Here is a 21012-nt window from a genome sequence, read left to right as displayed (position 1 = left end):
ACCTTTCACTTATGTTTATTTAAAGCATTCGACAAGCGCCTCCAACATTCCTTTCTTTTGAACGTTTTTTAGTTAAAGAAACAGAGACAAAGCCTCTATCCTTCTCCTTTGCTTCAGTCAAAAAGAGATAATGCCTAGAATAATAGCTACAAGAATCATAAGCGGCGGCCGAACCACAGGCCCATTTCAAAAATTTGCGCTGCAGGTCACCGAATTCCTCTCTGACCATCCCTACCAATAAATAAGTGGAAGGAACTAATGGACTGAGTAAGTGGACAGGTAACCCTAAAAGAGAGGCCCTACCAATCACTGCTGGATCAATCCCGTACGTACTCGCTGCCTTCGCTAGAAGTGGTAATACACCGAAATAAAAGGCATCATTAGACATGAAAAAGGTGAACGGTGCACTGATGATGGCTGTGATGATGGCAAAATGCGAGCCCAATGCACTAGGAATATGGGCAATAAGCACATGAGCCATGGCGTCCACCATTTTTGTCCCGGAAAGAATTCCCGTAAAAATACCTGCGGCAAAAACCATTGAGACGACAGATAAGGCATTCCCTGCATAAGTGGCGATTCGCTCTTTTTGTTGTTCAAGTCGTGGATAATTGACCATAAGTTGTCCACAAGCCTTAGGTAGCAGAGCCAAAGCCCAAACCTATAACGTCTTCCGAAAAAGTTATAAATGCTAAAGGCAAAAAAACGCCCCTCAATAAAGGGACGAATCATCGCGGTACCACCCAAATTGAATGCCTAAAGACATTCCACTTCACTGTTAACGGACAGCCAGCCGTTTCCTGCTACTCGTTACAAAGCTTTCCCAGGAAATTCTCCAGGAGGTATTCATGAAGAGAAATATACTGATTTGCAGCAACCATCAGCTCTCTAAAAACAAGGAACTCTTCACTACTTTGTCCTATCTTCGAAGGGAGGATATAAAATTTTAGATTAAATTTTATTATAATAGGACACTCCAAACGGTCAAGCCAATTGTTAATTTGTTTTAAATTTTAAGCCAAAAATGAATATAATTCCTAATTAAGCCATTCCCACTTCTTTGGATGCAGCATTCTCTACTGAGTCGAATATCCATACCATTGTTGCATCGGCGAAGCACTTGAACCGGGAGGATAATAAGTTGAAGGGGCATTGCCCATCATTTGCGAATAGCCCTTTTGCTGAGCCTGAGCGACACATTCATCAGTTGGGCCGATAACAATGGTTTGATTTCTTAAAGGCGCAAGGGTTTGACGTAATAGATTAGGATCAAGGCAATACGTCTGCGCTAATACTTCAATAGGTGTCTTCGTTAGAATATCCGATCCAAAAATATATTCTGGATAAGGAGCATCAAAAATAGCAAGTAAATGGGTGTGATCAGCGGTTGCTACTTCCCAATGCCACCATCCTTGAGGGATGTTAGCCACTTGTCCAGGAGTTATGGGAATCGTATGCACCTTATTCGTAAACGGATTAATTAATGATACCGCCGCTGTTCCAGAAATACAATAGACAAGCTCCGCAGCATTCTGGTGATAATGCGGCTCAACAAAACGTCCCTTCGTTAAGTATATATCTAGAAGTGAAACATCTCCCAGCGTGTTTAAAACATCCCGACCTAATCGATTGATGAAGTTTTCTGAGTTCCGCGTATTTAAACGATTTTTATTCACATCTGAAAAGTATTGGACATTGGGACTGGTGTAATCCATATATGAAATTGTCACAATTCATCACTCCTATTTATCCTTCCAAAACATTTTATGTAGGACAAAGATACAATGTGACAAACGTCTAATGTGATTTACAACACCCCATCTCTGCTTCAAGCACAAGCTTTTATGATTGTCACTTTCCTTTTTCCAAGCACATCATCATGACACCTTCCATTATTCCTTCCGTATCGAAGCGGTTGAGTGCTTCACAACAAGCTCAGGCTCTAACACAATTTTTTCGTAATGCCCTTGATAATCTTGGGGATTCTCAATCACATGCAGCAGCACTTCCATGCTTCGTTTCCCCATCTCCTTTTCAAACTGATTGATATGTGTGAAGCCATCGATTTTATCATACATCGGAATGGGATCATCAAAAGTTAGAATAGAAAGCTCCTCAGGGACACGCAGATTCATTATAGTAGCTAAGGCCTTGATATATAGCCCCAGCCTTGCGTTTAAAGTAATGATAGCCGTGGCTTCTCGGTTCATAAGAAAAGGATAGAGCGGGCTCTCTTCATCAAAGCGAGAATAATCAACTGTAAAGTCTGTAAGTATCAAACCAGGATTAATGACGGTCCCTTTCTGTCTAAGCGCTTCCATATAACCAGAAATTCTTTCTGAAACCGTCAATGTTGGCAGCGGTGAATCTGAACATATTGCAATATGCCTGTGTCCAAGCTCCCACAAATAATTCACAGCAAGCTCAGCGCCTAAATAACTGTCTGCACTTACAAAATGGGTATCTACACCGGGTAAGCGGCGATCGATTAAAACAAAAGGAAATTTACTCATTTTCAAAGCGAGAATTTCTTCATTGTAGGTTTGGGCATCTGCGGGAAAAATGATTAAGCCTTTTACCCCTTTTTCAATTAATTGAATAATAATCGCTTGCTCCTTTTCTTTGGAATTTTCAGACAATAAAATGGTCAAGTGATAGGGTGTTCGTTTTAAAGCTTCTTCAATCCCCTTAACAATATGTATCGCAAAAAAGTCTTCTATCGAAGGAATAATAAGTGCCACAAATTGTGGAGCCTCAGGATTCCGATCCTGGTCTTTCATATGAGCCATGTCATTCTCTTGATAAGTACGCCTCTCTCTTACAAAGCTCCCTCGCCCAGGAATGCGCTTGATCCAGCCTTCTTTAGCCATCTCTGACAAGGCATTAGCCACTGTGATCCGACTCACATCAAATTGTTCCATCAATTCTTTTTCAGTCGGTATCTTATCATTGGTTTTCAGGGTTTCTTCCATAATTAATTTTTTAAGATAGTCTTGAATCTGCACATAAAGCGGTTTATCAGAATTCATGCCAGTCACACCTTTCAAAGCTTTATTTTTACATCATATCATTAGTATCTATTGGTTCAATAAGTTTAGGTCCTTTGACCTACTATTCTCCTTCATCGCCTTTCCCTTCATTCCTTCAACCTTTGAAAAGGTCAGGATGCAATCACCTTTTAGTATAAGGCAATATAAATGATATGTTAATAATATTTGATATATTGACAGCGCTTTCTTAAATTCGGTATAATCATTATAATAAAAAAGTACAGCTAAACATCCAAAGGTATGTTTTATTTCACGCCATTGCTTTCAGCTGTCTACATAAAGGAGGCCATGTGCTTAGTTCAATGCTTTAAATTTTAATCGCCTTTTTCCATTTAATGGACTTGTCTTTACGAAGCTGGGTTAACAATTGAAAGGAGTAAGCTTATGACACAAATAGGTATGCGTATTCCACCAAAACTTGGCGCTTTAGGTATGGAATCCCTTGCAAAATGGGCAAAATCTATTGGATTAGATGTCATCGATGTCCCCAAATATGATCAAGACATTAAGCATATTCTTGAACAAAATGGACTTGAAGTTGGTTCCATTGATGGCATTGGTGCAGTCGGCTCTACTAAACTCCTAAATAAGGATGATGCCGAGCGTCAAAATGCTGCTGACGCGCTCAAAGAACAAATAACTACGATTGCCCAACTTGATGGTAAGGTCATATTTATGTGCCTCGTTCCTGATGATAGCACACAAAGCCGTGCTGATAGCTTTGCGATTTGGAAAGAGACCTTTCCCGATATCGTTAAACACGCTGAAAACAATGATGTTACACTGGCTATTGAGGGCTGGCCAGGGCCGGCACCCTATTATCCAACAATTGGCTGTACACCAGAGATGTGGCGAGCGATGCTAGAAGCCATTCCATCCAAGCATTTCGGCATTAATTATGATCCTTCTCATCTCGTCCGTTTAGGCATAGACTACTTAAGAGCACTTGAAGAATTTTCTGATCGGATTACGTATTGCCATGGAAAAGATACCCGCATCCTGTCCGAGGAATTATATGAAAGTGGCACACTACCGGCCACCTTTGGTGCGCATTACGGGTTCTCCGAGGGGTCATGGCGCTATACTATTCCCGGCCAAGGTTCCGTTGATTGGGGAGAAGTAGCCCTTCGCCTGGATCGCTTTGGCTACACAGGAAATATTGGCATTGAATTAGAGGATCATAGATTTTGGGGATCCCTTGAAGCTGAACAAAAAGGGATTATTAAGGCTAAGGAGCATTTGGAGCTCTATTTTAAATAAGATGTAAAGGAGAAACGACATGGATAGCAAAATTAGAATTGGCATTATTGGAAGCGGTGGGATTGCCGCCGCACATGCTCGAGCATATAAAGAAATGCCGGATGTAGAAATCGTTGCTGTTGCAGATATTATTCCAGGAAAAGCTGATGAATTCATTCAAAAGCTGGGGCTCGATCAAGCGGCAGGCTTTGATGATCACAATGCCCTGCTTCAATTAGAACTCGATGGGGTGAGTGTATGTACGCCTAATGTTGCCCATCATCGCACGAGCATTGATGCACTGAGGGCCGGTAAGCATGTATTAGTCGAAAAGCCGCTTGCTGTCACCCTCGAACAAGGTGTGGAAATGGTACAAACCGCTAAACAAACGGGTAAGATGCTCACGGTTGGCTTCCAGCCCCGCTATGATCCTAATATGAAAACTGTAAAAGACATCGTCCAGACACAGCTTGGTGATGTTTACTATATCCAAACGGGTGGGGGACGTCGGCGCGGGATGCCCCAGGGAACCTTTATTAATAAGGAATTAGCTGGCGCCGGTGCGCTTGCAGATATCGGCTGCTATTCTCTTGACTTAGCGCTGAATGCCTTAGATTATCCAAAACCCTTGACGGTCTCGGCGTTTGCTTCAAATCACTTTGGCACAAATCCCAAATACCATCCGCAAGCAGATGCCTTCCAAGTCGAGGATTTTGGTGTCGCTTTAGTCCGGCTCGAAGGCGATCGTGTCCTTAACTTTAAAATCTCGTGGGCCATGCACATGGATTCCTTGGGACCAACACTTTTCTTAGGCAAAGATGCCGGTTTAAAATTGACGCCAGCTGGAAAAGGACCATGGAGTGGGGTTTGGGATGGTGGCATTGGGACAATTGGTCTCTTCCACGATATCAACGGACAACACGTCGATACGTCCATTCCTGTCCAATCGCATTCTCTTAATATTTTTTATGAAAAAGTTCGTGATTTTGTTGTCGCGATTAAAGAAGATAGACCCGCTCCAATCCCAGCAGAGCAAATCTTGATCAATCAAGCGATCATTGATGGCATCTTACGTTCAGCAGATCTTGGCCGTGAAGTTGACGTGAACGTTCCTAATGTGTAACCTTTCAAAACGAAAAAGCTGATCATAAGGCAGTAACCTCTAGGCGTCCCCTCTTAACAAGTGTCGTTAAAAAGGGACGCTTATGCATTGAAATCTTTAGGATTGATATTTTGGAAGAGTAAACCAGAAAGAACTGCCTTCTCCTAACTTACTATCCACACCAATGGCTCCACCATGCCGTTCAACAATTGACTTTGCTATGGATAAGCCTAGCCCGGCTCCACCATGTCCTCTATTTCTCGATTTTTCTACCCGATAGAAGCGATTAAAGACTGAAGAAAGATCCTTTTCTGGAATCCCTTCACCTTCATCAATAAGGGTGACCTTAACAGACGCTTTTTCTAATTTTTCTATTTTTATCTTGATTGTACTGCCTATCCTTGAATATCTGAGGGCATTTTGAATTAAATTGATGAGGACCTGTTTAATTTTATAAGGGTCTATAAAAACTGCTGGAATCTGATTTGGCATGTCCACAATGATGTTGATTTTATTTTTCTCTATTTGAAATGTGAGAGTTTCCAATGTCTCAACAATGAGATTATCCAAATGATAGGGCTCTGGATGATGCTGGTAGATGCCTGAATCTAATTGTGATAGCTGAAAGAGATCGTTGATAAGATGACTGATGCGCTGTGTTTCAAGCTGAATCGTTTTTAAATATTTACGTAAGGTTTCTTCATCTTCTATGACATGATCCTGCAGCGCTTCAACAAACGATTGGATCGATGTCAGCGGTGTCCGTAAATCATGGGAAATATTCGCCACAAGATCCTTTCTAGAAGCCTCAGATTGGTGCAATTTCTGAAAGCTCTCTTGAAGATTGTGATTCATTTCATTAAAATTATTGGCCAGCTCTTGAAATTCCATCGGACCAATGACCGGAACCCTGCCATCAAACTCGCCAGCAGCAATTGCTTTTGATTGTAAGGAAATGCGCTGAATAGCTTGTTGAATGGGCCTCGTCAAAAAATAGTGAGTAAAAAACGAAACCATTCCCGCCCCCACAGTTACCAGCAATAATATGAGAATGGCCTCACCATTGAAAAAGACCATCTGTGTATAGCTAAACATCAAGATGACAAAAATAAAGGCAAAGCTGATCCCATTGACAGCAATCAATTGTGTTCGCAACCTCACGAATCATCATCTCCCTCAAATTTATAGCCAATCCCCCATACCGTTTGGATATACCTAGGCTTTGAAGGCAGCTCCTCAATTTTCTCTCTTAAGCGTCTAATATGTACAGTGACAGTTGTTGTATCTCCCTCATATTCGAAATCCCATATGCGTTCAAGCAATTGATTTCGAGAAAAAACCTGCTTAGGATGACTCGCTAACAACCATAACAAATCAAATTCTTTTGCTGTTAGATTAATCAGTTGCTGGTTAATTTGGACCATTCGTTTGTCTGAATCAATGTGCAAAGGACCATATTTGAGTTGATCAAAAGAGGTTGGTTTCTTCCCTCTTCCGATAGCTACGCGTCGCAGGATGGTTTGAGCGCGCAAGACTAATTCCCTTGGGCTAAAAGGTTTGGTTAGATAGTCGTCAGCACCCATTGTGAGACCAACCAATCGATCCATTTCTTCACAGCGTGCGGTTAATATTATGATCGGCACATCGTCTTCGTGCCTTATTTCCTGAAAAACTTGAAAGCCGTCTTTTTTGGGCATCATTAAGTCCAAGACAAGCAGATCTGGTGCTTCTGTACGCCATAGACACATGGCCTCTTCTCCATCAGAAGCTGTGATGACCTGAAAGCCATCTCTTTCTAAATATCTTTTGGATACATCGATGATGTTTGCCTCATCATCAACAAGCAGTACCTTGGCCATCTCCTCATTCCCTTCTGAATATTTTCTGTTAAAACGTGAAAGAAAAGGGAGTTAAAAATGATACCTAACTCCCTTTCTTTTTGTGCAATGGATGCAATCGCACCTTAACACTCATTATATAATATAAATCTTAAGAGATTATAAGCTTTTAAGGCTTATTTAGGGGCCAATCTTTGCCTTCTATCTACACGGTGTAAGCTATAGAAGTAGACAAATATAACACCTTCAAATAAAAAGAGTAATAAATTAATAGAAACTCCGCCATCAAAGGACTTTTCTGTCGAAATAAAGTATGATCCTTTTGTATAAAAGAATATATTGAGGCTTAAGAAAGCCGCTATAAGCGCTACCGCCATCCCACAACGGATGATCCACGCATTGATCTTAGAAAATCCAATAATGGTTAAGAGAATGAATAGAACACCAATGACAACTTCGACGGTCTCTATCAGCCCACCAAAGAGTTTTGAATAAGGGAGAACAATATGCCTAAGAATGGGATTATAAACGGTATAGGCTGACCCCGCATTGAGAGAGCTCTTAACAACGTTCTGAAAGGCATTAACAAATGATCCACTTAATAGCTTATTAATGCCAGAAATCAACCACTCATATCCTATAAATAATAGAAACAGCATCATCACCCAGTGCGTCGTTTGTCCCTGAAAATCGTGCTTACTCGACATCAAGTGATCCTTCCTTTCTTCTTCCTACAGGCTCAATGTTTATTTTTCAATGACCACATTGTGCTGTTCGTCATCATTGTTGACCCAAGTCACTTTTGTCCCCGGTGAAACGGTCACTTTACCTGGGGTAAATTTATAATTTTTAATATGAATCGTCTTTTTGTCTGTTACACCATTGGCCGCAACCTTAATCGTCATGGTCATAAATGGATGAAGCTTACAGAGAATCTTGTATTCTCCTTCATTTTTAAATGTGTAGCTGAATGATTTCCCCTTGTCTAATAGTGGAGAATCGACAAGCCGTTTAGGTGTTTGTGAATCATTGCTCTTCTGACTAGCTGCCACCTGATGGTCTGTTGATGGATGATCCGCCGCTGCACCTTGATGAACTGCACTATGATGATGAGCGCTGGCGTGACTTCCTAAAAAGCTAACAAAAAAGGGAACCTTCCCCGTTGGAATGGTGTGAACAACATCATTTGTCGACGTACTGATCACAGCCACCTTATTTTCTCCCGTCACACCGACATACACCTTTTGACCATCCGGAGAAACGGCTACACCATGAGGGCCCTGTCCAACTTTGATTGTCTTAATTACTTTTTGTTGATTCAGATCAATGACTGAGACTGAATCAGAACCGATTCCGCCAACATAGGCATAGTGCCCATCAGGAGTTAGATCGACAACATGATGCCCTGTGACAACAGGAATCGTTCTAACCATCTTTCCTTTTTGGACATCCACCATCCCAACAGCATTAGAGCCTGTTAAAGTGACCAATAAGGTTTTCCCATCAGAAGTCACCGTAATATTGTGAGGCATATTTTCCACACCTCTTATCGTCTGTATCACTTTTTGTGTGGAGGTATCAATAACAGAGATGGAATTGGAGCCTGTGTTAGTCACATAGTACCGCTTCCCATCTGGACTGGAAACACCGTTATGCGGGTGGTTTCCTACTTCTATTTTCTTCCCCGCCTTCATGTCCATTAGATTAATTGGGGTAACAGTATCTTCACCTTCATTAACGATATAAGCCCATTTCCCATCAGGTGTAAAATTGACGCCTTTAGGTGTTTTGCCCACCGCTATCGTTTTCTTCACTTTATTCGTCTGAGTATCAATGATCGAAACATTGTTAGATCCACTATTAACCACGTAATCAAAATGACCGTCAGGCGTTACTTCATTATAGGTCGGTTGCTTGCCAACCTTTATCGTTTGGACAACCTTATCTGTTTTCGAATCAATGACCTGTAAAGTGTTGGATCCACTATTATTCACATATAACAGCTGTTGAATATTAGCGGGAATTTCTGAATGGTGTACTTTTTTCGAATGCGATGAAGCTTCTGATTGACTCGTGCTGCTTCCACAGCCCGCGAGCATCAACACAAGACCTAAAACCAGGAGCGGTGCGAAGCCTATACATTTTCGAACAGAAACCTTTTGTAACATAAATTTTCCTCCTCCAAATCAGTGATTAGCCTTTTGAAATCCTATGTCCTCCTTGAAGAAAGAATAAAAAGAAAAGCTTATCAAACCCTAACAGAATCATTAATAAATTATTAACTTTTTAGATGCCAGAAACCTTTTAATAGGACAAATGAAGGAGAAAGTGTAAAAATACAAAAGGGATTCGACTCCAGCTAGAGCCTCAAAATAAAAAACCTGCTGTGAAGCTAATAAGCTCCACAACAGGTTTTTCTTATCCCTTAGTGCTTTTAGGGTAAATCCTTTCTCATCGTTATCTTCCATTTTGAGGAATAGAATGATAATAGAGGGCTCCCCCTCGCACTCATCATCCAGTCTCTGATGATGTTTACGAGTATGTTTAGCCTTTGATACCACTAAATGTAATACCTTCAATAAATTTCTTTTGTAAAAAGAAGAATAATACAATAATAGGTAAGGTCATAATCGTTGACACAGCCATCATCAAGTTCCATTCAGAGCCCTTCGCACTCTGAAACTGTTGTAAACCAAGTGAGAGGGTATAGGACGTTTCATTGGTAAGATAAAGAAGTGGCCCAATAAAATCTGTCCAACTCGCCATCAACTGGAATAACCCAACAGATAAGACAGCTGATTTGGCTAGGGGCAGCATGATTTGCCAATAGATACGCCATTCACTCGCTCCATCAATTTTAGCGGCATCACGCAAAGAATCTGGCAAGCCCAAAAAGAACTGTCTTAATAAGAAAATATATAGCGGAATACCGAAGAAGGACGGGACGATCAAAGGCAAAGGTGTCCCCACCCAACCGATCTTATTAAAGAGCAAAAACAGTGGAATCATTGTCACCTGACCAGGAATCATCATGACTGCCAAGGTCAGTCCGAATAAAACGTTACGCCCTTTCCACTGTAATTTTGCAAAGCTATAGGCCACCAATGGACAAGATAAAACAGCACCAAGCGTACTTATAATCGTAATGACAACCGTATTACTCAAATAAGTCCAGAAGGGAATTTCTTCAATGGCATCTTTAAAATTACTCCATTGAAAAGGCTTTGGAATCCACTCAGGAGGAAAGGAAAAAACTTGAGTGATCGGTTTTAAGGACGTTGAAAGCATCCATAGAAACGGAATAATAAAGAAAAGTGATGCAATGATCAAGCAGATATGAGCGACTGTGGATTTTAACTTTATCGTGTTCAACTTCTTTGCCTCCTTTTAATCATGACCAAGGTTTATTTGCCTTGATAATGTACCCAGCGTTTCGATGACCAAAAGATTAATAGCGTTAGAATCATGATAATAATGAATAAAATCCACGCCATCGCCGAGGCATAGCCCATTTTAAAATACTTGAATCCGTTATCATATAAATAGCTCACATAAAAGGTAAGAGAATTATTCGGTTTCCCACTGCCTTGTGTCAACGTATATGGCAGGGTGAATTGCTGGAAGGCACCAATAACGCCCATGACGAGATTATAAAAAATGACTGGCGTCAAGAGTGGCAGCGTAATGTAAAAGGTTCTCTGAAACCAATTGGCCCCATCCACTTCTGCCGCTTCATAATATTCGTTTGAAATATCGCCAAGTCCCGCCAAATAAATGACAACCGCCTGTCCAATTCCCCAAAGCGACATAAAAATAAGCGATGGCTTTGACCAGGTTTCACTGCCAAGCCAAGCTGGGCCAGATATACCAATTTTGTCTAACATGCCATTGACCAAACCAAATCCTGGATTTAATAGCCACATCCAAAGGACAGCAAGAGCGACCTGCGGAACTAAAGTTGGTAAAAAGAAGACTGTTCTATAGATGCTCATGCCTTTCACTCGCATATTCAGCATCATGGCAAGAGCCACGCCAAAGATAATGCTGAGCGGAACAAAAATCACTGCAAAATAAACAGTATTTCCAATTGACTTCCAAAAAAGATGATCATGAATCAAATCACTATAATTCTTAAATCCAATAAAGTCTCCTGGCTGTAGGATGCTATAGGTGGTAAAACTAAAATAAAGTGAGGACACTACCGGGAGTGCATAGAATAAAAGCAAGCCGATGATCCATGGTGAGGCAAATAACCAGCCCGCATATCCTTTTTTTATCTTTGTCTTCTTTTTGGGAACACTCCTTGGATTCACTGACGTTTTCGAGATAGCCTTCTCTGTACGCGCCATACGCTCTCCTCCTTACAGGTCAGATAAGGGAGAGGTTCTCCCTTATCTCTTTAATTTGCTTTATCTTTGGCCAAGGCATCATTCACTTTTTTATTCGCCTTTTCTAAAAGACTCTTAGGATCTCCTTTGCCGTGAATGGCTTTGTCTACTGCGCTATCAAGTTCATTCCATAATAATTGTCCTTGAGAGATTGACGGTCTGTTATGTGATGTCTTAAGAAGATCAACAAATTGCATCATGATCGGATCGTCCTTAAATAAGTCTTGATTCACTGAATCGATCACAGAAAGATCCCCTTTAGATGTACCACAATACAGCTTTTGCCCCTCTGGACTCCCTAAATATTTAAGAAACTCCCATGCTTGCTTCGGATGTTTGGCCCCTTTAGGTATGATTAAGGAGAATCCACCAGACCATGTTGTAAAGTCTTTTCCTGTGGGCGTAGGAATAGGGGCTACACCATAATTAAGATCAGGTTTAAACTTCTTGATCTGTTCCACCGTACCCGTTACATTGACCTGCATGCTAATTTGACCTGTAAGAAATGGATCCTGAGCATCGGACCCTGCAGAATCCTGGAATCCCGTAATATCCTCGACATTATGTGTTTTTGCCCAATCTTGCTCCCATTGTAAAGCTTTTACTACTTGTGGATTATCAAGTGTGACTTTATCCGTATCTTTATTATAAAAATCTCCGCCAAACGCCCAACCCCATGTATAAAGCCATCCTTGACCTAACCATGGTGCAAAGCCCAGCTGTTGGAAACGACTTCCCTTTTTAATGGTTAGCTTATCCGCATCTGCTTCTAACTCATCAATGGTTGTCGGAGGCTTATTTGGATCTAATCCAGCCTTTTTGAATTCATCCTTGTTATAGTAAAGTAACCGTGCATCAGTAGAAATTGGAATCGCATACAATTTCCCGTTATAGCTTGATTCATCCCAAGCAAAGGGATAATATTTATCCTTGGTAATTCCATCTTTTTTGGCATATTCTGATAAATCGGTTAGTGACCCTTGATTGGCCCATGAAGCAACTTTAAAGCGGTCAAATAAAGAGATGTCAGGTGGATTTCCCCCTGTAACAGCAGTGAGAAGCTTATCATCTGAAGATTCGTTCGAAGCAACGTAAGTAGATTTAACCTGAATTTTACTGTGCGTTTTATTAAATTGTTTAATAACTGCATCAAGCGCGTCCTTTCCAGTACCTGTCGCATTATTCCAAAAGGTAATGGTCGTGACCCCTTTTTTAGAGGAAGATGCTCCATTCGAACACCCAACCAGAGCAAAGGCTAAAACAATAAGTGTCGCAAGTAAAAACAGCTGAATTCTTTTCATCGATTGACGCATATAAGGACCTCCCTAAAGTAATCTTACATAACATAAAAACAGATGCGCTTCACTCCCAAACACAGGAAAGATAGCGCTTACAAATAAAAACGTTTAGAAAGACTTTATATCGCGCGCGACTCTTATGGATTATTATAATAATAATATTTGATATGTCAATATAATCAGTAAATATGAAATAAAATAAAAAAGGACAAATTTCGACCTCTTCAGAATAAAAAGCTATAGACTTGATTGAATGCCTTGGGATAAATAGACTTTATTACCTTGCTTTCCAGTAACATCTCCATTCACTTTAAACATTTCCTGATACTATCAACCACGCACAAATCATCGTATGCTATATTACACATAAATGAAACATTTGTTATATAAAACCAAGATGTGAATGAACAGCTTTCCCACTTAACAGTTGCCTCTTAAACTCTCAACAGATACACGCACACCACCAAGACTAATTATTTTATATGCCAAAAACTCGCCTAAAAAAAGACTGTCCACAAAAGTAAAATGTCAAACACTCCCACTTTTGTAGTTGGGAGTGCCCTTACTCTTGGGACAGACTATTTAAGAGTTGGACGCTTTCCTAATTGACTTTTAAAAATAGACAGCTTCCCCTGTTTTGGAGGATTCATAGATTGCTTCTAGGATCTGGGTAACAACAAGCGCTTCTTCTGGCTTGACTGTTGGTTCAGTATCATTGATGATGCTCTCAATCCAGAGACGTGCTTCTAGATCAGCATCGCTTTCTTGGGTCCCATCATAGAATGCAACACCGCCTGAGTTAAGCTCCACCTGGGTCGTATAGAGTTTCCCATGGTTTTCACCATTGATCCGCAGCCCATCAACCATATCAGCGCCACCTTCTGTACCAGCAAGTGTACATTGCGCCTCGCGGACATCAAGTGAGTTTAAAGCCCAGCTCGATTCAAGGACAATCGTCGCTCCATTTTCCATCTTAATAAAGCCAAAGGCCGAATCTTCAACAGTGAATTTTTTAGGGTCCCACGATCCCCATGCATTTGCTGCATTTTCTTTCTGCCCAAGTTTATGAAAAGTCGTACCGAGAACGGCTTTCGGCTTGTAGTTATTGAGCATCCATAATGTTAAGTCAAGCGCATGTGTCCCAATATCGATAAGTGGGCCTCCCCCCTGTTGTTCTTCATCCAGGAAAACACCCCACGTTGGAACAGCTCTACGACGGATGGCATGTGCTTTAGCATAATAAATCTCACCAAGGTCACCTTGTTCACAAATTGTATGTAAGTATTGACTGTCTGGTCTGAATCGATTCTGGTAGCCAATCGTCAGTTTTTTTCCTGTTCTTTTGGCCGCTTCAACCATTCGCAAAGCGTCTTTGGATGTTTTAGCCATTGGCTTTTCACACATGACGTGCTTACCGGCCTCCAAAGCGGCTACCGTTATATCCGCATGGGAAGCATTCGGCGTGCAAACATGAATCACATCGATTGTAGCATCCTTTAACAGTTCTTTATAATCCGAGTAAACAGTTGCAGCTTTTTGCCCATAATCTTTCGCAGCTTTTTCAGCACGTTCAACAACGACATCGCAAAAGGCCACGAGAGCAACCGTTTTCAATTTTGACAAACTCGGTAAATGCTTACCATTTGCAATGCCACCACAACCAATAATCCCTACTTTTAACTGACTTGTCATTATTCCACCCCCAACAGTGTGCAAAGCTTTAACATTTTACTTTCCTACTATCTCATGAATGCACAATTTTTTAAAGTAAAAAATCTAAAGTGAACCTGATTTATTCATACTCAAAAAAATAGGATTTGTAGTCAAGGCCAAGCTTTTTTTGAAAATAATATTGAGAGATTCACTGCAACGAAGCATTTATAATAATCGCATAGTAAAAAACTACCTGTTTTTGGGCATACTTCTTGAAGTTGGTATGGCATTGGCAGGTGATTTGCGCTTCTGGCCCTCGCTTTCCGTGGGCACGGCCTTAGCCTCCTCCCTCGCAAAAGACGCTCGGTGCGGGGACTAAAGAAGAAAAATAGTGAGTAAAGTTCCAGCAATGACTTTACCCACTCTTCTTAGTATATTTATTATTTCATTCACTTATTTCACTGTGATACTTCCGTTATCTGTAGATAATTTGATAAGATTCTTTCCCTTACCAATTACCGCATTCCCATTATATTTATTAAAAAGATTCACACGCCCATTGTCTACATGGACATCAAATCGGGCATTAGTTGGTTGCTTAGAAGACTTAATATCAATTCTGCCATTGTTGCTACTAAGTTCTATGTGACGATCCAAACTTTTTGTGACTAATGTAATTCTTCCATTATCTGTCTCCCCATGCAATCGTCCTGTGACACGATGCAAGGAAATTCCGCCATTATCCGAGTGCACATTAACCTTCTGACTCGAGATATCACTTAATTCTAGTTCCCCATTATCCGTAGTGGCATCAAGCTCTTTCATCCTTAGCTTATCAAGCTTGACTCGTCCATTATCATTATCAATGTGAATGGCATCATATTGCTTTTTAGGCAGATAGATGAACAAATGAGGTTCAGAAAATGCAGAGCCGAGATCAATGTGGAAAAGTCTAAAAGGTTGATGCCATTGAATATGAAGCATTTGCCCAGAAACTTTAACATTTAGTTTAGTTCTAGCATCAGCCGCTTCACTTCCTTCTAGTTTTACTTTTGCCTGTTCTCCCGTTATTGGCAGAATATCGACCCGCGCATTCCCTGATTGCACATCGAGTGAAGAAAAAGTGCTCTGAATTCGTTTTTCCTCAGAAAGCTTTGTTGTCTTTGCGGCACTATGCCAAGTCAACGCACACCCAATAAGTCCTATGATAATCAAAACGAGTGCCAAAATAGAAACCTTTTTAAACTTCACGCTTCATTCCTCCTTTCACAAGCGAGGCATTATAATTTAAATAGCGAATAAACCCTTTTGTAAATGCCTTTGTTGTAAAAAGCATCCCGATGCTTATGAAAAATCCTAAACCACATAACGCAATCGCTGCAAAACATTGAAACCAATGAAAAGTGGTTGGTGAAATTGCCACATCAGCAAGGACAAGTAATGGAGATGCAATAAAAGCAACCCCCACTGCCCAGCCTGCAACAACAATGGAGCTCAGACCGATAAACGGACCTAACACGACAACCAGATTGAAAAAACCTAATCCTATCACCGCCCAAACGGCCCGCATGATATTGCCCGTTGTCACGGTTGTCCCAACCTTTTCGAGATGATACGACGCTAGCGTCTCTTTACCAATTTGTCCTGGATTGCCAAGCGCCTCTACAATGTTTTCCTCCGTTTGACCTTCAGACATTCCGATAGCAAAGTGTTCCTCATAATCGGCCAAGATATCCCTTCGCTCTTCAGCGGGGAGCTTCTTTAAGGATTGCTCTAAACGCTGTAAAAATTGTTTTTTATTCACTCGCCACACCTTCCTTTATCAATAGATTGACAGCCTCAGAAAATGTCCGCCATTCTTGAACGAGTTGATGAAGATAGTCTCGGCCTTTTGCAGTTAATGTATAATACTTTCTGGACGGACCTTCCGTAGACTCCTTCAAATAAGTCGTAAAATATTCTTCCTTTGTTAAACGTCTGAGCAATGGATAAACGGTTCCTTCCGAAATTTCTATGCGATCAGAAATTTTTTGGACAAGCTCATAGCCATATCGATCTTGTTTGTCTAACAATACAAGGACACAGAGCTCTAAAACCCCTTTTTTAAACTGGACATTCAAACTGATCCTCACCTCATTATATTTTATATGGTACTATATATTATTTAGTACCTGTTTATATTTATTTATTAACATGTTGATATTACTATACCAACAACTACTATATATTGCAAGGTACTAATGGAAAATTTTTTTGTAAGGTTTATTGTTATAGAAAAGAATCACGATAATAGAAGTTAGAGTGAATAATAATTATTATTTATTGGAAATTAAAAGCTTTTTTAGCATTGAATTTCTAGGGGTTCATGATCATTTGAAAACCAAAAAAAGAAAGCATATAATGATGTTAGAAAATAAAAATTTGTATATAATAAAATGGTCACAGGTGCTGAGAACACCTGCGACCACGGACAGTTGGTTCCCTACAAAGAGGGTCGACACACGTCATTCACAACACAAGATTGTGCAGGAATGGACCGTTCCCTTAAAGCCCAAGGGCGGTCTATTTTGCTTTGTCCTTCAACAAAGCAATGATCAGAAGACCGAAAGAGATCATGAGAGTCAAGGCCTGATATATGGACATAAGAGGCGTCACCCCCTCTCGAGGCACGCCGACCACCCTTGGAAAACCAATTGTCTTATAACTATTATACAAGAAAAATAATTTACTAGAAATGTACGTTCCCTAAAATCAGTAAAAACACTTCTTTATACCTAATCCATGCAAGGCTACAGCCTTGTTTCACTCCCTGGAGTTTGCAGGTCACCTCAATGTGTGCTTTGAAAATCACATCAGACGCATCAGTGAAACGGTGTAGGTAAAGGCGCAAGCTAAGCTTTCTTATTAGCGATGCAATATCAAGCTTTCACTTCAGCATGACGTTCGGCATAGGTCAAAACGGCTTTACCAAGTGTTTTCGCAGCAAGAAGCATCGCTTTTTCTTCGATATTAAATTTTGGATGATGATGAGGATAGCTGGTTGTCACATCCCCGTTCCCTGCCCCTGTAAAAAAGAAGGTCCCTTTGACATGCTGCAGATAATAAGCAAAATCCTCGCCACCCATTTCTGGAGGAACTTCCAAAACGGCATCGACTCCTGTGACAGCTTTAGCAACATCACTTAAGAAACGCGTTTCCTCTTCATGATTGACCACCGCAGGATACCCACGGAAAAACTTAAAGTCCACATCAACATCCGCCGCCAAGCACGTGCCTTTGATGATCCGTCCCATTTCATTTTCAATCGATGCGCGCACATCGTCATTAAAGGTCCTGACCGTTCCATCAAGCTGAACGGTATCGGCAATCACATTAAATGCATTTTGCGCGACAAAATTGCCAATGGATAACACCGCGGAATCTAACGGATTGACACGACGACTTACAATTTGCTGCAGATTTAAGACGAGCTGCGAGGCAATCACTACTGAATCCTTTGTAAAGTGTGGAATGGCACCATGGCCGCCTTGACCTTGAACGGTAATGCTGAACCGATCAGCTGCTGCCATAAAGGGGCCTGAACGATAACCAATGGTTCCATAAGGAAGCGGGGCCCAAAGATGCGTCCCGAAGATCACATCGACCTCTTCTAAACAGCCATCTTCAATCATGGCAACCGCTCCTCCGGGCTGAAGCTCCTCCGCATGTTGATGAATGAACACGATCGTTCCCATCAATTCACTTTTTAGGCTATTCAAGACTTTAGCGAGTACAAGGAGCTCAGCCGTATGTCCGTCGTGGCCACAGGCATGCATAACCCCATCATTTTTTGACTTATAAGGCACATCATTTTGCTCCTGAATGGGAAGTGCATCAAAATCAGCGCGCAAGGCAATTGTTGGTCCCGGCTTTGCACCATATAACTTGGCTACCACACCCCGCCCTCCAACACCTGTACGGACCTCATGTCCCAATTTCTGATGATATTCAGCGATGTATTTTGGTGTTTCTACCTCTTTAAAAGATAACTCTGGGTGTTGATGAAGATAACGACGAATATCGACGAGCTCATTATATGACGCATCTAATCTTTGAAACAATTGTTCCACTAACGCTCCACTCCCTCCAAAATTCACTCAAAACATAAATATTCTATAATACAATACGCTACCGCTTTTTTCAATTATTTTTTAATTTTATAATATTTCTTTTCTATCAGTCAACTTTTAAATTGGCGCCAGTCTATAACGTTCTATCACTAAATCGCAGTATATCCGCCATCCACGTGTAAAACGGTTCCTGTAATATAAGATGCTCTATCACTTGCCAAAAAAAGAATTGCCTCAGCAATCTCCTCAGGTTGTCCCAACCGACCAATGGGGTGTTTGGCGACCATCGCTTGCTTGGTCTCTTTCGGTAACTGATTGAGTAACGGCGTTTCAACATAGCCAGGGGACACACTATTGACGCGTATGCCTTGAGTGGCATAAGTCAGCGCCTCTGAACGTGTCAAATTAACAACAGCCGCTTTAGCCGCGGAGTAGGCGGCACTGTTTGCCTGTCCAACATGTGCTAAAATCGACCCCATATTGACAATCGCCCCAGAGCCCTGCTTAACCATCTGTTGAAGGGCATATTTATTGGTTATAACAACGCCATTCAAATCAATCGCCATGACTTTCTGCCACTCTTCCATCTGTAAATGATGCAGTGGTCCTTTCTTCTCAGGAATTCCCGCATTGGCAACGAGAATATCAATTCTACCATATACTTGTGTAGTGGTTTTCATTAAATGTCTGACACTCTCTTCATCCGTCACATCGCAGCTTACAAACAAGGCATCACCGCCATTCGACTTGATATGCTCTACAACAGCTTCAGCTTGTTCGGCAATGTCTCCGATGACAACCTTTGCACCTTCCTCTGCAAACTTTTTAGCCGTTGCCTCACCGATTCCCGAAGCCCCACCTGTAATCACCACTACCTTATTCTCCAACCACATTTGTCTCACTCCCTTTCATCTTTCTTCCCACTCAAATTGTAAGCTTTTTATTAAAAAAACTGCAAGACTTTACTTATTTGCTAAACTTCACCATTTGGTTTACACTAACGCTAACTAAGGAGGGAATTCCCTTGCATCCGTCTTATCCAACAACAAAAAAAGCACTCATTCAGTTATTAATAGAAAGTCAGCACCTGTTCAAGTCCCCCATGCCGAAGGCAACTTCTGAAGATGTTTTGGATATGCTTCGAAGGCTGGAATGTGTGCAAATCGATTCTGTTGCCTCCGTCACAAAAAACCAGCATCTTGTGATGAGTGCTCGCCTTAAAGACTATCAATCCTCCCAGCTCACTGACCTCCTCCAAGAGGGAGCGGTCTTTGAATATGCAGCCAATGCCATGTGCATTCTCCCTGTAGAAGACTATCCGTTATTAAAACCGATTCGTGACTATAGACAAGCGCGATTGCAGCCCGTTCTTCATCAGCTTAAGGACGTTACACATCGCATCCTCCAACGCCTAACTATAGAAGGTGCCCTCCCTTCACGCGCTTTTTTATCAGCAAATAGAGTCCATGGTTATTGGGATAATGAACAGCCCAAAACAAAAGAAACGTCTCATGCACTTAACGTGTTATTTGATGCCGGAATCTTACAAATCGTCAAAAGAGAAGGCTCAGAGCGTTTCTTTGATCTCACCCAGCACGTTATTCCCAAACGCTTTTTGGATACCTCTGAACGGCTTTCTATGCATGAAGCGAAGCAGTCTTTACTTGATAAATACATGAGAAGCTATCGTATCTTTGATGCGCAGAACGCCCGCTTTGGATGGTATAAAATGAATGCAACAGAAAGAAAAGTGGAGATTGCGCGTTTGCTCAACGAAGACAAAATCATTCCTCTTGCAATTGAAGGGGTCAAGCGCCAATACTATATTTTAACGGAGGATCTTGATCGACTAAAGGCCATCGAATCAACCGCCCAATCGTATCGCTCCTCTGCCATGGTCTTTTTGCCTCCATTGGATAATCTCTTATGGAGCCGCAACCGCCTAGAAGATTTGTTTGCTTTCAATTACCGGTGGGAGATCTATGTCCCCACGGCTAAGCGCCGTTACGGCCCATACGCCATGCCGATCTTATGGAAAGATCGGTTTATTGGTCGAATAGATCCCGTGCTCGTAAAAAAAGAACAGCATCTGACGGTGCGATTACTGCAGATCGAACCACATGTTCCTATCACCAAAACGTTAATCAAACAATTAAACCGATCCATCAATACCTTCGCTAAAACGCATGGTGCCAAATCCATAACCATTGAGAAAGTGGAGCCTAAGACTGTAGATCCCTGTCTAATCCTTGACTAATCAAGGAAGATATAGGAAAACTGCACCTCCGATGGTTAGCTGTGTCTAACCATCGGAATGCAGTTCAAAAGTGTCAAT

The 21012-nt window shown here is 41.3% G+C and carries 19 protein-coding genes, 1 pseudogene and 1 other annotated feature; of the genes and pseudogenes, 3 read left to right on the top strand and 17 right to left on the bottom strand.

Going from position 1 to position 21012, the window contains the following annotated elements:
• Nucleotides 1–117 precede the first annotated feature (117 nt).
• The 3 genes and pseudogenes from IEW82_RS03975 to IEW82_RS03965 form a co-directional block, all read right to left on the bottom strand.
• Nucleotides 118–622, bottom strand: a pseudogene (locus tag IEW82_RS03975) (SLC13 family permease); the annotation flags it as partial.
• 94 nt (nucleotides 623–716) lie between these two features.
• Nucleotides 717–935, bottom strand: a binding site (T-box leader).
• Nucleotides 936–1076: 141 nt separating this feature from the next.
• A complete protein-coding gene (locus IEW82_RS03970; protein ID WP_188689518.1) occupies nucleotides 1077–1730 on the bottom strand; it encodes a cupin domain-containing protein in 654 nt (217 codons plus the stop codon).
• A gap of 162 nt (nucleotides 1731–1892) precedes the next feature.
• Nucleotides 1893–3029: a GntR family transcriptional regulator gene (locus tag IEW82_RS03965; protein ID WP_188689516.1), complete on the bottom strand. Its 1137-nt coding sequence runs from the start codon at nucleotides 3027–3029 to the stop codon at nucleotides 1893–1895.
• 405 nt (nucleotides 3030–3434) lie between these two features.
• Between IEW82_RS03965 and IEW82_RS03960 the strand changes: the two genes are divergently transcribed.
• Complete coding sequence (locus IEW82_RS03960) at nucleotides 3435–4310, top strand: sugar phosphate isomerase/epimerase family protein (RefSeq protein ID WP_188689512.1); 876 nt, start codon at nucleotides 3435–3437, stop codon at nucleotides 4308–4310.
• A 19-nt stretch (nucleotides 4311–4329) separates the two neighbouring features.
• The gene (locus tag IEW82_RS03955; protein WP_188689509.1) at nucleotides 4330–5412 is read left to right on the top strand and encodes a Gfo/Idh/MocA family protein; all 1083 of its coding nucleotides are present in this window, start codon (nucleotides 4330–4332) and stop codon (nucleotides 5410–5412) included.
• 96 nt (nucleotides 5413–5508) lie between these two features.
• On the opposite strand, the gene IEW82_RS03950 is transcribed toward IEW82_RS03955, so the two are convergent.
• The 14 genes from IEW82_RS03950 to chcB2 form a co-directional block, all read right to left on the bottom strand.
• Nucleotides 5509–6552: a sensor histidine kinase gene (locus IEW82_RS03950; protein ID WP_188689505.1), complete on the bottom strand. Its 1044-nt coding sequence runs from the start codon at nucleotides 6550–6552 to the stop codon at nucleotides 5509–5511.
• Nucleotides 6549–7250 (bottom strand): response regulator transcription factor, encoded by a 702-nt coding sequence (locus IEW82_RS03945; protein WP_188689503.1) that lies wholly within the window; start codon nucleotides 7248–7250, stop codon nucleotides 6549–6551. Before IEW82_RS03945 ends, IEW82_RS03950 begins: the two co-directional genes overlap by 4 nt.
• Before the next feature lie 155 nt (nucleotides 7251–7405).
• Nucleotides 7406–7936 (bottom strand): hypothetical protein, encoded by a 531-nt coding sequence (locus tag IEW82_RS03940; protein WP_188689500.1) that lies wholly within the window; start codon nucleotides 7934–7936, stop codon nucleotides 7406–7408.
• 39 nt (nucleotides 7937–7975) lie between these two features.
• Complete coding sequence (locus tag IEW82_RS03935; RefSeq protein WP_188689784.1) at nucleotides 7976–9397, bottom strand: YVTN family beta-propeller repeat protein; 1422 nt, start codon at nucleotides 9395–9397, stop codon at nucleotides 7976–7978.
• A 376-nt stretch (nucleotides 9398–9773) separates the two neighbouring features.
• Complete coding sequence (locus IEW82_RS03930; protein ID WP_229672265.1) at nucleotides 9774–10601, bottom strand: carbohydrate ABC transporter permease; 828 nt, start codon at nucleotides 10599–10601, stop codon at nucleotides 9774–9776.
• Nucleotides 10602–10633: 32 nt separating this feature from the next.
• On the bottom strand, nucleotides 10634–11578 hold the full coding sequence (locus IEW82_RS03925; RefSeq protein ID WP_188689498.1) for a carbohydrate ABC transporter permease: 945 nt from the start codon (nucleotides 11576–11578) through the stop codon (nucleotides 10634–10636).
• Between the two features lie 50 nt (nucleotides 11579–11628).
• On the bottom strand, nucleotides 11629–12930 hold the full coding sequence (locus tag IEW82_RS03920; protein ID WP_188689495.1) for an ABC transporter substrate-binding protein: 1302 nt from the start codon (nucleotides 12928–12930) through the stop codon (nucleotides 11629–11631).
• Between the two features lie 597 nt (nucleotides 12931–13527).
• Nucleotides 13528–14607 carry a Gfo/Idh/MocA family protein gene (locus tag IEW82_RS03915; protein ID WP_188689493.1) on the bottom strand — a complete coding sequence of 360 codons (1080 nt, stop codon included), beginning with the start codon at nucleotides 14605–14607 and terminating at the stop codon, nucleotides 13528–13530.
• A 414-nt stretch (nucleotides 14608–15021) separates the two neighbouring features.
• Nucleotides 15022–15819, bottom strand: coding sequence for a DUF4097 family beta strand repeat-containing protein (locus IEW82_RS03910; protein ID WP_188689490.1), 798 nt, complete (start codon nucleotides 15817–15819; stop codon nucleotides 15022–15024).
• A complete protein-coding gene (locus tag IEW82_RS03905) occupies nucleotides 15809–16372 on the bottom strand; it encodes an HAAS signaling domain-containing protein (RefSeq protein ID WP_188689488.1) in 564 nt (187 codons plus the stop codon). The genes IEW82_RS03910 and IEW82_RS03905 overlap by 11 nt, the downstream gene beginning before the upstream one ends.
• Nucleotides 16365–16688, bottom strand: coding sequence for a PadR family transcriptional regulator (locus IEW82_RS03900; protein ID WP_188689486.1), 324 nt, complete (start codon nucleotides 16686–16688; stop codon nucleotides 16365–16367). Before IEW82_RS03900 ends, IEW82_RS03905 begins: the two co-directional genes overlap by 8 nt.
• A 442-nt stretch (nucleotides 16689–17130) precedes the next feature.
• A complete protein-coding gene (locus IEW82_RS20360) occupies nucleotides 17131–17211 on the bottom strand; it encodes a putative holin-like toxin (RefSeq protein ID WP_373285694.1) in 81 nt (26 codons plus the stop codon).
• 275 nt (nucleotides 17212–17486) lie between these two features.
• Entirely contained in the window at nucleotides 17487–18677 is a 1191-nt protein-coding gene (locus IEW82_RS03895) for a M20 family metallopeptidase (RefSeq protein ID WP_188689484.1), read from the bottom strand.
• 149 nt (nucleotides 18678–18826) lie between these two features.
• Nucleotides 18827–19570 carry a cis-4-hydroxycyclohexanecarboxylate dehydrogenase gene (chcB2, locus tag IEW82_RS03890; protein WP_188689482.1) on the bottom strand — a complete coding sequence of 248 codons (744 nt, stop codon included), beginning with the start codon at nucleotides 19568–19570 and terminating at the stop codon, nucleotides 18827–18829.
• 131 nt (nucleotides 19571–19701) lie between these two features.
• Here chcB2 and IEW82_RS03885 point away from each other — a divergent pair, with 131 nt between their 5' ends.
• A complete protein-coding gene (locus IEW82_RS03885) occupies nucleotides 19702–20934 on the top strand; it encodes a DNA glycosylase AlkZ-like family protein (RefSeq protein WP_229672263.1) in 1233 nt (410 codons plus the stop codon).
• The last annotated feature ends 78 nt before the right edge of the window (nucleotides 20935–21012 follow it).

Source organism: Pullulanibacillus camelliae (assembly GCF_014642655.1).
GTDB classification, from domain to species: Bacteria; Bacillota; Bacilli; order Bacillales; family Sporolactobacillaceae; genus Pullulanibacillus; species Pullulanibacillus camelliae.
This window is presented reverse-complemented; position numbering and strand designations above follow the sequence as displayed.

Excerpts from the sequence above, each read along its gene's own strand:
- IEW82_RS03920 (WP_188689495.1), bottom strand. The coding sequence starts at position 12,930 with ATGCGTCAATCGATGAAAAGAATTCAGCTGTTTTTACTTGCGACACTT.
- IEW82_RS03925 (WP_188689498.1), bottom strand. The coding sequence starts at position 11,578 with ATGGCGCGTACAGAGAAGGCTATCTCGAAAACGTCAGTGAATCCAAGG.
- IEW82_RS03940 (WP_188689500.1), bottom strand. The coding sequence starts at position 7,936 with ATGTCGAGTAAGCACGATTTTCAGGGACAAACGACGCACTGGGTGATG.
- IEW82_RS20360 (WP_373285694.1), bottom strand. The coding sequence starts at position 17,211 with ATGTCCATATATCAGGCCTTGACTCTCATGATCTCTTTCGGTCTTCTG.
- IEW82_RS03955 (WP_188689509.1), top strand. The coding sequence starts at position 4,330 with ATGGATAGCAAAATTAGAATTGGCATTATTGGAAGCGGTGGGATTGCC.
- IEW82_RS03945 (WP_188689503.1), bottom strand. The coding sequence starts at position 7,250 with ATGGCCAAGGTACTGCTTGTTGATGATGAGGCAAACATCATCGATGTA.
- chcB2 (WP_188689482.1), bottom strand. The coding sequence starts at position 19,570 with ATGTGGTTGGAGAATAAGGTAGTGGTGATTACAGGTGGGGCTTCGGGA.
- IEW82_RS03960 (WP_188689512.1), top strand. The coding sequence starts at position 3,435 with ATGACACAAATAGGTATGCGTATTCCACCAAAACTTGGCGCTTTAGGT.
- IEW82_RS03965 (WP_188689516.1), bottom strand. The coding sequence starts at position 3,029 with ATGAATTCTGATAAACCGCTTTATGTGCAGATTCAAGACTATCTTAAA.
- IEW82_RS03915 (WP_188689493.1), bottom strand. The coding sequence starts at position 14,607 with ATGACAAGTCAGTTAAAAGTAGGGATTATTGGTTGTGGTGGCATTGCA.
- IEW82_RS03935 (WP_188689784.1), bottom strand. The coding sequence starts at position 9,397 with ATGTTACAAAAGGTTTCTGTTCGAAAATGTATAGGCTTCGCACCGCTC.